Below are 15,952 nucleotides of genomic sequence, written 5' to 3'. Positions count from 1 at the left end.
ATGTGGCACGCCGCTGGCGTGAAACCGCTGCCGCGGAGGAACGAGAGACGCCCCACCGCTTTTCAGTTGCCGTCATCGGGACCGGGCACGCGCCACCGCGGTCCGTTGGGCGCTTGGAATTCTCGGAACAGTTCGTCCATGTTGAATCGTCGCATCCCCGGCGGGAACGGGTTGAGGTTGGGGTCGATTTCCATGGGGAACAGTTGTCCGTCTCTGAGTTCGAAGGCCTGTTGCGACGGGAGCATGCCGCCGTCTGGCCTGTTTTGGGCGATCCGCTGGTCGGGGTGTTCGGTCAGCGTGACGGACAGCGTGAGAGTTTGATCGCCGCGAAGGACGACGAGTTGGAGAGTCTGGCCGGCCCGCGCGTCGGCGACTGCGGCGACGACATCGGAGGCGTCGCGGATTGCCATCGCGTCGACCTGTTGGATCAAATCTCCCGGCTCGATACCGGCTTGTTCGGCGGCCGATCCCGGACTGACTTGCTGCACGAGCGGGCCGCTGCCTTCGAATTGGATGCCGATCAGGCCGCGTTTCAAATCGTGTGGTGTGGCAGCGATTGCCGCTTCAACCAGTCGGAGGACGTGTGTCGAACGGGCACAGACCAGGCCGCCGTTTCGGCTGGGCACGAGCACACCGACGACGATGCCGGTCGCATCGAGCACGGGGGCACCGGTCATCTGTCGGCCCGCACCGAAATCAATGGTCGCAGTCGTCCCCACGCCCGACCCGGTCGCCACGGGGCGTGTTGAGACCATTCCCGAATCGGTCACCAAGCCTTGATCGGCGATCCAAGCGGCGATGACCGGCATGCCCGGTTCGGTCTCCGCGGCGCTGACGATCAATCCGGATTCGGGGGCCAAGTCGGTTTGGATCGCAGCCAGTCCGGTGACATAGTCCAGCGCCACGACCGTGCCCTCGGCTTGCTCGCCGCTTGCGTTTTGGACCGTGACGGATTTCACTGCGCCGCCGACTTGCACTGCGCCGCCGACTTGCACTGCGCCGCCGACTTGCACTGGGCCGCCGACGAAAGCCAGAACGATGGAGTCACCGACGGCGAAGGCCGCACTGGTGGTCGGGGCGGGGCGTGTGTCGGCCAACCGTCTCGCTTGGCCGTCGCGGAACCGATTCAGCGGCTGGCCGTCGGGGCGAAGGATCTCAATCCGTCGGCCCCTGGGCGGCTCGGCGTCGGCCACGTCCTCGGCGGCATTGGGATCGGGGGGGGCGTCGACCGAGTCGACGATCACGGTCATCAACGACGGCTCGCTGGTGCGGACGGCGTCGCGAAAATCGACGACCGTTTGTCCGGCGGACCGGGATGCCAGGGGAAACGTCAAGAACAAAGCAATGACGACAGACATCTGTGTTCGATTCACGAGAAGGGCTCTCCGATTTGATTTCAGGGACCGGTGATGGGCGATCGAGAGGATCGCCGTGTTGCGTTTCGCAACCTTACCCATTGTCTCGCGATCGGCCGCAATGATCAAGTCAAACGGCGATCCGGATCGCGAACGCGGTGAAGCATTTTTTAGCGGTAGTCTGCAAGCCCAATGCTCTACTGTTACGACGCCAAGCGGGGTGTTTTTTGTTAGCGGCAGGGCGCGAGCCCTCCGGTCTTTCGCGGTGTTTTTGAAGCGCGACCGGACGGCTCGCGGGCTGTCGGTTTTGTCGGGATCTGCTGCGTTAATGGTGAGCCGCTGGCCGTAAGGCCTCGGGCAACGTCGCAGTGCCCGGCCGCTTACGCGTCGCGGCTCACAAAAGCGACAGCCCGCTCGCGCCGTTCCGCGAACACCTTCAGCGCCAAGGTCGATGGCATTGTGCTCGCGGCCTACTGGGGCATCGAGAAGTTTGGCGGCAGCGCGAACTTGCCGGAGGAACCTTGGTCGCCAGCAGTCGGTGCAGCAGTCGGTGCGGGGACAGACGCAGACGTCTGATTGACGCCACTGCTGGGGGCGGGCGTCTTGTACGACGCGTTCCCGAAACTGACGTTGGTGTTGGCGGTGGAGGCGGGACGAATGGCGTTTTGGAAACCGGGGACATCGGTTCCCGGCGTGAAGCCTTGAGCCGCCTGTTGGACCGCGGTGTTCGCCGGTGCATTGGCGGCCGGTGCGTTGGCGGCGGGTTGTGCCGCGGTGGCCATCGAGACTCCGGGGGTGGCTCCGGGGACGTTTCCGATCTGGGCCAGCAGTTCGCGGGATCGTTCGACGGCGCGTTTGGTGGCCGCGTCGGATGCGGCTTGGGGCTCGTAGGCGAGCGCCTGGTTGAGGTGTCGAGTCGATTCGGCTTTCTGGCCATGCTTGTAATGCAGGTAGGCCATGTTGAAGTGTGCCACGGCGGGCTTATTGTTTTGCACGAGGACTTCGAGGGCACCGGAGGGATCACCGGCTTGGAATTTCACACTGGCCAAGTTGTTGGCGTATCGCGAGGAGCCGGGCGAGAGCCGCAGCGCCTGTTCGATGGTGGCTGCCGCCGCGCTGTGGTTGCCGAGTTTGCTGAGCGTCAGTCCCAGATCGTTGTACAGACCGGCGTCGTTGGAGTTTTGTTGGATCGCCTTGCCGAAGTACTCGGCGGCTTTTTGGTGGTTTTCTTGGCGGAAATGCAGTCGCGCGATGTTGGCCAGTGCGGCCGCGTCGTCCGGTCGTTTTTCGAGCGCCTTGGCATAGCTTTCCATGGCTTTCTCGTAGTTGCCGGTCGATTCCCACAGTCGACCGTTGGCGACGAAGACTTCCGGGGTCACTTCGGCTTTGTGCGTCAGGCTGGTCGGGTCGGTGGCGTCGCCTTCGGTGACATCGGGGTTCGTTTTATCGCCGCGTCCGAACCAACTTGCGACGGTGGTACGAGATTTCGAGGCGGCGCCTTTGGCACCGCTGGCAAGCGAGGTGCTGACGTTCTTGGGGCCGCTCAACCAGTTCGATCCCGTCGCTTCGCCGCTGGGAGTGGCCGGAGCACTTGAAAACGGGTTCAGGGATGCGACTCGGGGGCCGAGGGAACTGGAGCAGCCGGTTGTCGCAGCGGCGCTGCCGATCACCAGTGAAGCCGCGAGCGCGGAGTGTAGTTGATTTCGTCGTCGATTTCGAAACGTCTTGGTTCGTTCAGTCACGTCTAAATTTCTCCCGTGACACTGGAGTCAACGAGTAGGGCGAAGCGGCGGCGGTGTCAACGCGAGTCCGATGGCACCGATTGTAGGGATCGACCGATTGTCAAACTGACTTCAACTCGGTCCGCCTTCTCACCCGGATTCGACGAAAAAAGGCGGTTTCCCTTGAGGGGAAACCGCCAGTCGGTATCGGTTGTGGCGTCAGCCGGGCTGGCAGTGGCGGCCAGAGGCCGCGCGTCTTACCAGTGCGACGCTCGGATTACTGTTGCGTGACGGCAGAAGTGCCCGCGGCGCTGCTGGAGGGCAGTTTGGGCGGAGCGAGTTCTTCCAACCAGGCGCGGTTGACTTTCGTCGCCCAGGCACCCGAAGCGGTCGGGGGCACGCGGTCGGTGACGGCGACCGTCGGTTGGGGCCCCGGGCCCTGGAACTGCGACAGGATTTCACGCACCGAGGCCACGCGTGCTTCGGTTTCGTCGGCCGTCGCCGCCCGCACGACATAGACTTGCCGTCGTGAAGCGGGAGCCTGACGCGCGATCCACGCCACGGTCTCTTGCCCCGAGGTCTTCAAGGCGCCGTCCCCATCGCGGAATTGATGCGGGCCGATGGTATTGTGCAAGACCCAGCCGTTCTGCTTCATCGCTTCGAACGGGGTGATCACGGCCATGGCATCCATTTCATTGAAGGGATCAGGCCACGCATTGTTGCGTTCGTACCCGACGCCGACTTTGTGCCAAAAACTGTTCCAGTGATCGTTCCATTTCGCGCTGACCGATGTCGTGGTCACCGACATCAGGGCAGCAACGATCAGCAAACGTCCATAAAAGCTAGTGCATCGCATAATAAGGCAGTTCCTTCCGCCGGTTGGGGAGATTGCAATTGACGGTTGGCGGTGCGTTTCCGACCGCAGGGGTTTTGATGAAGGCTCGCAATCGTTCGGGACACCGGTTCCATGACGGCCTGTTCAATGCCAGCCCGCATGCGTTAGCAAGGGGCCACGCGGCGCCCCTCGCTTACGCGTTCGGGCTGGCGTGATCGCGTTGATTTGGGAACATCGATTCAATCAACAGGCCGTTGATTCTCCGGAACGACAAACCGTTCGCTCGCTGCAATCTCATCGGCACACCGACGCGCCACTCTTTGCCTGTCGATTCGGCGACGGCATAACCGCTACAGCTCGATTGAACGTCTGCCGAACCGGTGAACGGATTTCGACGCAAAACAGGGGCCCTGGCAAAATGAAACGGCGACCCTGCATGGCGGGGCCGCCGTCGCGTCGGTTGAATCAGGTTTGGCCCAAGCAGGGCTGGTGGGTCAGTTGACTTCGGCCTTCTTTTTCTTTCCCCTGGCCTTTGCTTTCGCGTCGCCGCCACGTCGGGTCGTCATTTTGACCAGACGCTCGGGCAGTTTCGCTTTTTGGTCGTCGGTCAGCAGGGCGACGGCGTTCTTGATCAGCGAGGCACGCATGCTGTTCGACTTTTTCAGCACGGCGATTTGGTCCTTCGTCAGGCCGAGTTTCTCGTTCACCGCCGCGAAGATTTCGGCCGGATCAAGGTACTGCGAATTGCCACTTTTTCGTGGCTAATCGGTGATCACGATCGGGGCCCGCGTGCGGCGGGCCAGGATGATCAGCCCGACAAAGGTCAAGGCGATGCCGAAGGCCAGACGGGTCGTGATCGGTTCATCGAACAGGATCACGCCGGCCACGCCCGCCATGGCAACCTGCGACGCATTGATCAAGTTCACCGCCACGACCGGCAGCAACCGAAGTGCCGTGGTGATGGCGACAAAGGCCGAGAAGTTCAAACATCCCGCCGTGGCCATCAGCATCCATTGCGACGGGCTGGTCGACGTGATCGTCGCCGTGCCCAGGGTAGCAAAACAGAACCCCCACAGCGCCACGCTGCCGGTGACGCCGCTGATCAGCATCAGATTGCGAGCCGGGAGTCCGGTTTGGAGCGTCTGCCGCATCGAGACGCCGAAGAAGGCATAGGCCAATCCGGAAACCGCGGCCCAGAGCGAACCGACGACCAGATCAATCGGCCCAGGCAGGGTTGGCCCAGGCAGGGTTGGCGTCCCCGTCGGGTTCGTTTCCGCGTTCGCGGTGATCGGTTCGGTGACGGGCTGATCGGGTAAGGACAGCACCACGACGGCGACGATCAAGGTGATCATGGCGATCACTTTGCGTCGGCCGACCGGTTCTTTCAACAAGACCGCTCCGAGGATCGCCCCGCCGACGATCAACGCGCCCAGCGTGATCGGGACCGAGGCGGCCAATCCGATCCGCTCAAGCGCTTTCTGGAACCCGGCGTTGCCAAAAAACTGTGCCAGGAAGGAGGCCAGGATGAATTGTGGCAACCGGCGGAAGCCGGATCGGGAGCGGTCGGCCGACGACGGATGGGTTGCGGTCGGGCGAATCGACAGCCAGCCGACCAGCGGCCCCAAGACGAACACGGTCGGAGCCGCTTTGACGGCGGAGACGAGGTAGGCATCGACGTCGACACAATGGCGCAGCGCGATATTGGTCAGCGTGTAGAGGACGGCGGAGGCGATTCCACAGGCGGGGCCCTGCCATGAAATCCGACGGGGGGAAGGCGAAACGGCAGGCAGTTGACTGATCCTTAGCTGTCCTGGTCATTCTCGACGACGGGAAACGTCTCTTTGCAGGCGGCGTCGCCTGTGATCACCGATCCGTTGGCGGCCAATCGATTTTTGGGCGTCGGATGGGAAACCACCACGGTGATGTTATCTTCGCCGCCGCGGTCGTTGGCAAGGTCCACCAGTTCTTTGCACAGCACGGACGCATCGGGTTGCTTGCCGAGCATGGACGAGATTTGATCGCCGTCCACGTAGCGATACAGGCCGTCGCTGCAGAGCACGATAGAATCGTTTTCGCATAAATCGACGCGATGCACTTCGGCCAACAGACTTCGTTGGGCGTGGCCTCCGACGACGTTCCAAAGGATGTTGCTCCAGCGACTGGTCGCTTCGTCTTCGGGCTTCATCCCGCCGGCCTCGACCATCTGTCGCGCCAGCGTGTGGTCGGTGGTGATTTGCCGAGCGACACCGTCTCGAATCAGGTAACAGCGGCTGTCGCCGGCGTGCACCACGTACATCGCCGGCCAGTGAATGTAGGCCATGGTCAGCGTCGTTCCCATCCCGGTCGCGGCCTGGTTTTCCCGAGATTCCGCCAGGACGCGACTGTGTGCGTCGCGCAGCAGATTCCTCAGACCGTTGATAAACTCTTCTTCCGATCCGGTGTCGGATTGGAAGAACCAATGGACGCTGTTGAGCAGTCGACCGATCAAGTGCTGCAGCACGATGCTGCTGGCTTTTTCACCGGCCGCGTGCCCGCCCATCCCGTCGGCGACCAGCAACACCTGGCCTTGGATGCCGCCAAAAAAACGACCGACATCGATCTCCGCCAGACTCGACGCGGAGACGAGCATCGATTTGCTCAACTCTGCGATCAAGAACTGGTCCTGATTGACGGTGCGTTTCTTTCCGACATCGGTTAATCCGAATGTCTCGGATTGGGTGAATTCGAATTCTGAATCGAGCATCTCCAAGACCTTCGCCGAGGACGAACGTAGACATCAACCAGGATTGTAGCGAGGTTGACTCAATTGGAAGCGATTCGGCGGGCAAGAATTAAGTTTCTGTGCCCAATGCGACGATCGATCAGGCTTGTTCGCTCAGCTCGGCTTCGACGAATGCTTTCGCAAACCCAGCGTAAGCAGCCTCGAATTGTTTCGCCATCGAATCGGGGAACACATGGAACTGGTCGTCGCGGAGTGCCGCAAAAATGGCCTCAGCGACCAGGGCGGGTGATTCGGCGACGTCGGCCAGACCGACGGCCTCGGCCATCTCGGTCTTGATCGGACCCGGGTGAACGCTGACCACCGAGGTCTGCTGCAGGGCCAGCTTTTCACGCAATGCCTGGGTCAGCGAATAACTGGCCGCTTTGGAGGCGGAATAGGTGGCAAAGTCGACGAAAGATTTGATCGACACGACCGAGTTGAGTTGCACCAACGCCCCGCCTCCGTTGGATTTCAGCACCGGTGCGAACGCTTGAGCGAGATGCAGCAATCCGAGCACGTTGGTCTTGTGTTCGGCTTCATAGTCGCTGAAGGCTTGAGGTGAGAGCAGATCATTGGTCCGGGCAATCCCTGCATTGTTGATCACGATGGTGACGTCGGTCGCAACACTTGCGGCGTCCGCAATCGTTTGCGGCAGTTGCAGGTCGATGACGATCGGGACGACCTTGTCGCCGTGTTTGTCCACCAGGCCGGCGACCGAGTCGACGTTTCGCACGGCCGCATAGACTTTCTCGGCTCCCTGCTCGATCGCGGTTTCCAAGATCACTTTTCCGATGCCGCGATTGGCGCCGGTGATCAAGACGGTTTGATTTCGAACGTCGATTGACATGGGGATCTCCCAGAAAGCGGTGATTGGTTTAAAAGTCGTCTGCAATCGGCTGCCATGATCTCGCAACGATTCGTTCGGATTGCCAAGGCGATGGCCGGTCGTCGTCAACACAGGGGACTACCTGATCGTCGTGCGGGTCTTACATCGGCCGGCATGAAAAGGGCACACGTCGCGGACGTCGTCGGCTGAAAGAACGCGTACCGTGCTTGCCAGAGTGCTTGCCAGAGTGCGTGCCAGAGTGCGTGCTAGAGTTGGTTGTTGGCGTCATGATCCGCGTTATCGACCGGCAAGGTTTTTCACCGCGGCGTCGTGGTTTACGACTCACCCTGCGGCGACCAAGTCGGTATCTTATCGCGATTGGACGCGGGGGCGACGCAATCCAGTTGCCTGGTTTTTAAGCTTGTATTGGTTTGATTTGGACGAGACATGGAACTGTCAAAGAAACGACGTAAGAAACTTCAGTCGGCGGTCGATCAGGATTACGGGTATCGTCAATACGAAGACCGAGACGTGTACGTGTATGATCACGGCGGAAAACTGGGGTGTGGTGTGTTTGCATCTCGCCAATTTTTTCCCGGCGAGCTGGTGATCGAAATCAAGGGGCAATTGATCCCCGCGGATGAATACGATGGGTCGACCTACGCCATGCACTTGGAGGACGATTGGTATTTGGAACCGACCATCCCCGGAGCGTTCATCAATCACTCTTGCAGCCCCAACTGTGACCTGATTCAGGTCACCGACACGACCAACGGACTGATCGCTCGATGCAACATCGAGCCGGGCACCGAGATCTGTTTCGATTACCAGTGGGAAGCCCAGTCTTGGATTCCCCGCTGCCGATGTGGTTCGCGGGATTGTCGCGGTTGGGTCGTCGGTCAGGACGAGGTGAAGAAGATGAAGAAGTTGGCCGCGCGGAAGAAGAAGGCCAAGTAGTCGATCGGCTACAGCATGTCCATCGGGTCGATGTCGATCACGTATTGCACGTCATCTTTCTCGGGGATCTTGAAGGTCTTGGTCGCCATCCGAATCGTCGCGCCCAGTTGCAACGGGTCGAGTGATTGCAGCAGCAGGTGAAAGCGATACTTGCCGCGGAGTTTGGCGATCGGTGGAGGGGCCGGTCCGAGCAGACGGACTTCTGCGCCGAGCCGCTCGCGCGACGACTCCAGTCGCTGCAGCAAGGAGTTGGCGGTCGCTTCGGTGACGTCCTCGACGGCGCCGCGGATGATGATCCGGGCGACGCTTCCCAGCGGCGGGTAATTGAATTTTCGCCGATTGGCGATCTCGGCTTCGGCGAACTGCAAGTAATCGTGACGCGAGGCGGCTTGAATGGCCATGTGCTCGGGCGAAAAGGTTTGCACGATCACCCGTCCGCCGCGGTTGCCGCGTCCGGTTCGACCGGCGACCTGGGTCACCAATTGAAAGGTCCGCTCGCCGGCACGGAAATCGGGGAAGTGCAACGCGGCGTCGGCGTTGATCACGCCGACCAGCAGGACGTTGGGAAAGTCCAAGCCCTTGGCGATCATCTGGGTACCGAGCAACAGGTCCAGTTCGCCGCTTCGAAACGCGGAGAGGACTTTTTGATGGCTGCCCGGCCGACGCATCGTGTCGCTGTCCATCCGCGCGACGCGCGCCTCGGGGAACCGCTTTTTGACTTCGACCTCCAGTTTCTGCGTGCCCAGTCCGCCGTATCGGATACCGTCAAAACGACACTCCGGACACCAGGGCGGTGTGGCGATGGTGTAATCGCAGTAATGGCAGACCGCTTTGCCGCCATCGCGGTGATGGGTCAGCGGCATTTCACAATCGGGGCAGGCGACGACGTGTCCACACGACGGGCATTGGATCGTGGTCGCAAAGCCGCGTCGGTTGAGCAGCAGGATGACTTGCCCTTTTTCCCGCAGGGTTTCGTTGACGGCCAGGTGCAATTGTCGGCTGATCGCGCCGCCCCGAGAGCGTTCGTCCTTGATCCGCAGGTCAACCAGTTGGACGTCTGGCATGGGGCGATTGCCCACGCGGGAGGGCATGGAGATCAGTTCGGCGTGACCGGACTGGGTCGCGTACCACGATTCCAGCGAAGGGGTTGCACTGCCCAGCAGCAGCGGAATTTGCAAGGATTGGGCGCGGGCAAAGGCCACTTTGCGTGCGTGGTAACGCGGTTGGCTGTCCTGTTTGAATGATCCGTCGTGTTCTTCGTCCAAGATAATCAGTCCCAGACGCGGCAGCGGAGCGAACACGGCGCTGCGGGGGCCGACCACGACTTGGACTTCGCCGCGGCGGATGCGTTGCCATTGGAAATGGCGTTCGGCCGGCGTCATCTGACTGTGCAGCACGGCGACCGAAGCGAAACGTCGTTCGAAGCGTCCCCGCGTTTGTGGCGTCAGGCTGATTTCCGGCACCAGCACGATCGCCGCGCGGCCGAATTTGACGACGTGTTCGATCGCGCGGATGTAGACCTCCGTTTTTCCGCTGCCGGTCACGCCGTGCAACAACAGGGTTTTGGCGGCGGCCGAATCGAGCGCCGCGGTGATCCGCCCGAGCGCGTTGGATTGGTCGTCGGTCAGTTCATGCGTTTCTGTTTTTTCTCCGTCGCTGGTTTGCCAGCGGGTCGGCATCGAAGTCGTCATCTCGCGGCGCGTGTCTTCGCTGAGCAGCCCTTTCTTGCGAAGGGCGTTGATCGGCCCGGCGGTGCATTCGGCGTGGACCATCAATTGCGACGCGGTCATCGGTTTCCCCGCGGCGATCAACAATCGCAACGCCCGCTGCTGTTTGGCCGGCAGGGCGTCGACGACCGATTCGTCGGCACTGGCGGGGGCGGGAGACAGGTACGTCCGCTCGCGCGTGCCCGCGCTGGCGCGAACGCTGGAAGGGATCAACGCGTCAAACACCTGCCCGGCCGGGGATTGATAGTAGTGGCTCATCCAGGTCACCAATCGCACCAACGGCCGATCGCACAGCGGCGCATCGTCGAGCACTTCGGCAACGTCGCTGAGTGTTTTGCCGGTCTGGTTGCCGAGTTTGGTTTCGATACACCAACCGACCGTCGGCCGTTTTCGTCGGCCCAGCGGCACGTGAACCCGCATCCCGGGGTGCAAGCGATCGCGCAGTTCCGCCGGGATCCGGTAGTCGTAGGGGCCGTAGGGGGCATCGCGGAAGACGACGCTGGCGACCGCCACGTCTTCCTGGACGGTCAGTTCCCAGGGCGGGGGATCGGTTTCGAACAGTTGGCCTTGTGTCGCCTGGTCCGGGACGGGTTTGCCGTCGGGGATGGGTGAGTCGTCGTCCGCGTTCTCACAGGCATCAAAGAACCCGGGAGCCGACAGGCTGCCGGAGACTTCCGCCGCGGCGTCGTTTTCGCCGGCATCGGGCTCGGCTGGACGTGTGTCGGTCCGGGGCGTGTCGCTGGGGCGCTGGGGGGGAACGGCGGACGGCATGGGAATCGGGCCGGCGGGAATGTCGGGATGTGAAGCTTCGCCTGTCAGCATAGAGCATTCCTGGAGATTTTGGATCGTCTGATCTTTTCAAGAATCGTTCCACTCGGGCTGACACGGGTGGTCAAACGGGAATCGGAACGCGAGAATTTTTGAACCACCCCAGGCAGGTGATGGCCGCGGCCCGAGCACCCAGGCAAGGCAATGCTGAGAAGCATTTTTTAGCGGCAGGGGTTCAACATCCTGCACACAACATCCTGCACACAACGAACGTCGGCGATGATCAACCGGATTCCCCAGATGCGAATTGGAGTTTTCGGCGGCTCGTTTGATCCGGTGCACGTGGGCCATTTGTGGATCGCCGAGTCGGCGACGGAACGTTTGGACCTGGATCGGTTGCTGTGGATACCCACGGCGACCCAGCCGTTGAAACCCGGCGGGCCGGTGGCCACCAACGAGCAGCGTGTCGAGATGTTGCGGCTCGCCATCGCGGGGCGTCCGGGTCACGACGTGGACCCGCGGGAACTGCACCGTGCGGGGGTCAGCTACACCGTCGACACGATCGCCGAATTGGAGCGGGAGCATGTCGGTGCCGAATTCTTTTTGATCATCGGCAGCGACTCGCTGGCGTCGATGCGTCGCTGGCATCAGCCGGGGGAGTTGTTGTCGCGTGTGACCTTGGCGGTGGTACAGCGTGGTGGCGAAGGGGCGATCGATTTTTCCGTGTTGGACGGGCTGGTCGGTGAAGACCGGATCGATCGTTTTCGACGCTGCGTGATCGAGATGCCGTTGATCGAAATCTCGAGCAGCGAGATACGCGACCGGGCAGCGCAGGGGACCAGCATTCGTCACCGCGTGCCGCGGTCGGTCGAGGCTTACATCGAGGCCAACGGGGTTTACCGGGGGTAGGTCCCAACGGCGCTGGTGTGCAGGCTTTCGCCGCGGCTTTCGCTGCTTCGCAGCGAGCGGGGGATCGCCTGATGGGACCGTCCAACTTGGGAAAGACGCGAAACGCGAGAAGGACCAACGATCTGGTCGATTGAGTGTGATGCGGTTAGCGGGCCGTTGGACGACGTCCATTCTCGGTCGTCGGGGCGAGCCCTCCGGACGACGGCCCGGAAGGGCCGTCGTACCCGAACAAGCGGTCGTTGGGGCGAGCCCTGCGGACGACGGCCCGGAAGGGCCGTCGTACCCGAACAAGCGGTCGTCGGGGCGAGCCCTGCGGACGACGGCCCGGAAGGGCCGTCGTACCCGAACAAGCGGTCGTCGGGGCGAGCCCTGCGGACGACGGCCCGGAAGGGCCGTCGTACCCGAACAAGGGGTCGTCGGGGCGAGCCCTCCGGACGACGGTCCGGAAGGGCCGTCGTACCCCGAAGAAGCGGTCGCCTTGAGCTGGGCGGTCCCTGATGAACCTGCTACGGCGTTGTTTTGAGGGCGTCGGCCAGGTGCAGGGTTTCGGTGACGAGCAACTCGACGCGCGACTGGATGTCATCGTCGGCCAGATTGTCGCCTTCGAAGGATTCGCCGGTCGCGTAGACGAACCGGGGGACGATGTGGCAGCGGAAATCCAGCATCAGGCTGTTGGCCAGTCCCATCGCACTCATGTAGCTGCCGGCGCCACCGGCGGCCAGCATCATCGCGACGACCTTGCCGGTCCATTTTTTTCCCGTCAGCTCGACGGCGTTCTTGATCGCCGCATTGACATCGAAGTTGTACACCGGGGAGGCGATGAAGATCGCGTCGGCCGTTTCGATCAGGTGTCCCAGATCCACGACTTTGGGGTGACCGTAGGCGGCCGCACCGTCGCAGAACGGCAGCGGCGTGGCGGAGAGGTCAAACCAGGCGACGTCTCGATGAGCGGCTTCAAGTCGCTCTCGGCACGCGTTCGCGAGGATACGGCTGCGGCTGCCAGGGTTCAAGCTGGCGCTCAAGACCAAGATCATGATGGCGAAGTCCTGGGGGGCGAGGCGGATGACTTCGCGAATCGTAGTTCAGAGAGGCTGCTAGCAGCAACCCGACAAGTCGTCGCTGTCCATGCCCAGGCGGTGTTTCAGCGTGTTGAATCTGTCGAAATAGGCTTCGCTGCTGCTGTGGACATGTTCCGCTTCGGTGATGAACTTGATGTTTTCGTCGGGATAGACGTCCGACGAAATCAAGGTTTGTTCAAATTGCTCCAGCGGCCGCCCGTAGATGATCATCAGTTTGTGTTCATCCAGCTGAACCTCTTGGCGTCGTCCCGGGTTGATCACCGCGATCCCCGTGCAGCCGTCGTTGAGCAGCAGGTCTTCGTGATCGAGCAGGATGCTTTTCAGGACGGGCACGTCGATGTGCTCTCGATACAGGTCCTGTTGGTTCGGTGCAAAGTGGTGGCTGGTTTCCAGCACCACATCGACGACGGGGCCGAGTCGGTCGATCAGATCCAGGAACAGATCCATGATCCGATGCCGCGTCGCCGCGGCCATGATGACCGGCGTGCGGATTTGGCTGTTGTCGTCGACGTATTCGTCAAACCGGAATCCCTGGCGCGGCACGACTTGCAGGTCATACGAGGGGCGGATCGCATCGGTCAGGTCAAAGGCACCATAGGTGTCGATCCCCATGTGCGTTTGCAGTTCCTCCTCCGTCAATGCTTCAAAGCTGCCCGGTGTGAAGATCGACCCTGTGTCTTCGACGGTGTTGTTACGGAGGATGCGTTTCAAAAAGCCCATGTCAGGCGGTCCGGTTCTTGGCGCGGGGGGATTGTTCACGGGAATGTTGAAGATCGGGCGAAGGCAAGCTGTCGCTCGGTCTACAGCCAACGCTAGGTCATGTGATGGTCCGGGCGCATCGTTTCGCCAATCCGGAAATCCCGCCCCATGAAATCGCTGAGGCATGTTCGGATCAGGCGGATCAACCGGATCGACCCCTGCAATCGGACTCCTTCGCTAGGGTTGAAGGCGTTGTCCAAAGGCAACAGTTCAGGGCGATCGATGGGGACCCGGGGCAATCGATGTTGCGTCTGTGCCATAGCGGGCGATCGCCGGATATAGTGCAGGGCAGCGATGACTCGTCGCGATCCGTTCTTTTTCAGTGAAATCCGATGACACGTGTTTTGAATCCGCTCCGGTTGGTCTGTCTGTTCGGTTGCCTGTGCGTCACCTGTCTGTGTATCGCGTCGGGGTGCGGCGATGTGATTCCGCCGCGGCCGCCGATCGGGCAACCCGCTCCGCCGCCCGCCGAGCCGGAGGGGGCCGTTGGGTCGGATGTCGATGCGGTCGCCAGCACAGACCCATCGATGCAGGAGTCGTTCGAGGGGGAATGGGACGCGAGGTACGTCTACCGATTCGGCAGCCAGGTGGTGGGCGTGAGCGAAATCAAAGCGACACCGCGGATCGATCGCGTGCGGTTGGCCGCTGCGACCGAAGTGGAATACCGTCGCATCGAGCGTTTGATCTTTCGGACCGGCAAGGCGTCTTTTGTTCGCCGTATCGCGCTGACGAGTGTCGAGTCGGTCGAAGGGGCGCTGGAAAGTTTTCAAAGCGACGTTCACGCCGGCCCGATCTCCTCGACCGCACGCGGGACACGCGGTCCACAGAAGCTGGCGATCGAGATGTCCAGCGAGGCGGGGCAGGAAAGGCGTCAACTGGATTGGCCGGCCGAGACGCGGGGGTTGTTCGCCCTGGAACAGACGCTGCGGCGACGTGTGATCGAAGCGGGCGAAACCCGCCGGTTGCCGGTCCTGATGCCATCGTTGCAATCGATCGGGCTAATCGAATTGCATTGCACCGGTGACGCGTCGGTTCCGATGTTCGACGGCACCTATCAAACACTTCGCGAAGTGGAGGTGTCGACGTTTCAGGACGGTCAGCAGGTCGATTCGCTGGTGGTCTGGATCGATGATCAGGGCGTGATCCAAAAAACATTGCACCTCGAATTGCGGCTGGAATCGTTTCGGACCGATCGGGCGTCGGCCGACGCGTTGTTCGATCGGCCTGACGACAGACGAGTCAATTTCAGTGTGACCGGCTCGCTCCGGGCGGACGCCGATCCGACGGAAGTCGCGTTTGTGATCCGCGATGCCTCGCGATCGACATCCGCGGAGGGTTCTGGCGAAACCCGCCCGGCCGATCCGGACCCGGCCGCGATGATGACGTTGCCGGCGGTTGCCGGGCAATCGGTGCGGCACAGCGGCGATGCGGTGCAGGTGATGGTTTCGACGCAGGCGAAAACGCCGACGGGATTTGAAGCGGACCGTTCGGTCGCCGAACCGATCGATACCGCCGCGACGAAGTGGATCGATGTCAGCCATCCATCGGTGACCCGCATGGCCGGCGCGATCGGCGAGTTGCCGAAGCGAGACTTGATGGAACAGCTGGCGCGTTTGGCACAGAACAATTTGTCGTTGATCCCCCAAGCCGAGCTGCGGCCGGCGTCGGCGATCATTCGCAGCGGGCAGGGCGGTGTGATGGATCACGCCGTGTTGATTGCGGCCTTGTTGCGCGCCAGGCAAATTCCGGCACGGGTCGTGTTCGGGCTCTCGCGTTCCCACGCGGCGGAAAGTTCCGCGGAGAATCGCGTGACGATGCATCTGGCCGCCTGGGTGGTGGCGTCGATCGAGGGGCGATGGATTTCGATCGATCCGATGACGTCCCAGATCAACCGCGCCGATCAACTGTGTCTCAGCCGACCGGCCGGGGACGCGGATTTGGATGCCGAGCTTTTCGAGGTCTTCCGGCGGCTGGCCGAGATCGACGTCGAAATCCGCGGTGCCAGTTACTCAGACTGACGCAGACTTCGGGAGGCGTCGCGGGAAACAGGTACGAAGATTTCACCTCGTTCCCAGGCTCTGCCCTACGCCGTGAACGATTTATGTCCTGTGTTTGACGAGGTTTTAGCGGCAGGGCGCAAGCCCTCCGGTTCCGCTGCTTTGCCAACACACCGGAGGGCTCGCGCCCTACCGCTAAAATGTCGTTCACGGCGTAGGGCTCTGCCTGGGCTGTGCGGAATTGATTGTTGCAGCCGG

The 15,952-nt window shown here is 61.8% G+C and carries 13 protein-coding genes; 3 read left to right on the top strand and 10 right to left on the bottom strand.

Annotation, left to right across the window (positions count from 1 at the left end; all coding sequences use genetic code 11):
* Positions 1-62: 62 nt before the first annotated feature.
* The 7 genes from Enr13x_RS33000 to Enr13x_RS32970 all read right to left on the bottom strand — a co-directional run bounded on the left by Enr13x_RS33000 (position 63) and on the right by Enr13x_RS32970 (position 7,519).
* Complete coding sequence (locus Enr13x_RS33000) at positions 63-1,358, bottom strand: S1C family serine protease (protein ID WP_197455529.1); 1,296 nt, start codon at positions 1,356-1,358, stop codon at positions 63-65.
* Between the two features lie 467 nt (positions 1,359-1,825).
* Complete coding sequence (locus Enr13x_RS32995; RefSeq protein WP_145391133.1) at positions 1,826-3,097, bottom strand: tetratricopeptide repeat protein; 1,272 nt, start codon at positions 3,095-3,097, stop codon at positions 1,826-1,828.
* Positions 3,098-3,353: 256 nt separating this feature from the next.
* Entirely contained in the window at positions 3,354-3,932 is a 579-nt protein-coding gene (locus Enr13x_RS32990) for a hypothetical protein (protein ID WP_145391132.1), read from the bottom strand.
* 473 nt (positions 3,933-4,405) lie between these two features.
* Positions 4,406-4,618 carry a hypothetical protein gene (locus tag Enr13x_RS32985; protein ID WP_145391131.1) on the bottom strand — a complete coding sequence of 71 codons (213 nt, stop codon included), beginning with the start codon at positions 4,616-4,618 and terminating at the stop codon, positions 4,406-4,408.
* Between the two features lie 54 nt (positions 4,619-4,672).
* Entirely contained in the window at positions 4,673-5,545 is an 873-nt protein-coding gene (locus tag Enr13x_RS32980; RefSeq protein ID WP_145391130.1) for a DMT family transporter, read from the bottom strand.
* A 167-nt stretch (positions 5,546-5,712) separates the two neighbouring features.
* On the bottom strand, positions 5,713-6,654 hold the full coding sequence (locus tag Enr13x_RS32975) for a PP2C family protein-serine/threonine phosphatase (RefSeq protein WP_145391129.1): 942 nt from the start codon (positions 6,652-6,654) through the stop codon (positions 5,713-5,715).
* A 118-nt stretch (positions 6,655-6,772) separates the two neighbouring features.
* The gene (locus Enr13x_RS32970; protein WP_145391128.1) at positions 6,773-7,519 is read right to left on the bottom strand and encodes an SDR family oxidoreductase; all 747 of its coding nucleotides are present in this window, start codon (positions 7,517-7,519) and stop codon (positions 6,773-6,775) included.
* 426 nt (positions 7,520-7,945) lie between these two features.
* Here Enr13x_RS32970 and Enr13x_RS32965 point away from each other — a divergent pair, with 426 nt between their 5' ends.
* The gene (locus Enr13x_RS32965; protein ID WP_145391127.1) at positions 7,946-8,455 is read left to right on the top strand and encodes an SET domain-containing protein; all 510 of its coding nucleotides are present in this window, start codon (positions 7,946-7,948) and stop codon (positions 8,453-8,455) included.
* 8 nt (positions 8,456-8,463) lie between these two features.
* Here the strand turns inward: Enr13x_RS32965 and priA are convergent, their stop codons facing one another.
* Entirely contained in the window at positions 8,464-11,004 is a 2,541-nt protein-coding gene (priA, locus tag Enr13x_RS32960) for a replication restart helicase PriA (RefSeq protein WP_231743923.1), read from the bottom strand.
* 246 nt (positions 11,005-11,250) lie between these two features.
* Here priA and nadD point away from each other — a divergent pair, with 246 nt between their 5' ends.
* Positions 11,251-11,859, top strand: coding sequence for a nicotinate (nicotinamide) nucleotide adenylyltransferase (gene nadD / locus Enr13x_RS32955; RefSeq protein ID WP_231743922.1), 609 nt, complete (start codon positions 11,251-11,253; stop codon positions 11,857-11,859).
* A gap of 506 nt (positions 11,860-12,365) precedes the next feature.
* Here the strand turns inward: nadD and Enr13x_RS32950 are convergent.
* On the bottom strand, positions 12,366-12,893 hold the full coding sequence (locus tag Enr13x_RS32950) for an NADPH-dependent FMN reductase (protein ID WP_145391125.1): 528 nt from the start codon (positions 12,891-12,893) through the stop codon (positions 12,366-12,368).
* Between the two features lie 60 nt (positions 12,894-12,953).
* On the bottom strand, positions 12,954-13,658 hold the full coding sequence (locus Enr13x_RS32945; protein WP_145391124.1) for a hypothetical protein: 705 nt from the start codon (positions 13,656-13,658) through the stop codon (positions 12,954-12,956).
* 371 nt (positions 13,659-14,029) lie between these two features.
* Between Enr13x_RS32945 and Enr13x_RS32940 the strand changes: the two genes are divergently transcribed.
* Positions 14,030-15,715 (top strand): transglutaminase-like domain-containing protein, encoded by a 1,686-nt coding sequence (locus tag Enr13x_RS32940; RefSeq protein ID WP_145391123.1) that lies wholly within the window; start codon positions 14,030-14,032, stop codon positions 15,713-15,715.
* The last annotated feature ends 237 nt before the right edge of the window (positions 15,716-15,952 follow it).

It is taken from the genome of Stieleria neptunia (assembly GCF_007754155.1).
In the GTDB taxonomy this organism is placed as follows: domain Bacteria; phylum Planctomycetota; class Planctomycetia; order Pirellulales; family Pirellulaceae; genus Stieleria; species Stieleria neptunia.
The sequence above is the reverse complement of the archived record's forward strand: the minus strand, read 5'-3'. Positions and strand labels throughout refer to the sequence as shown.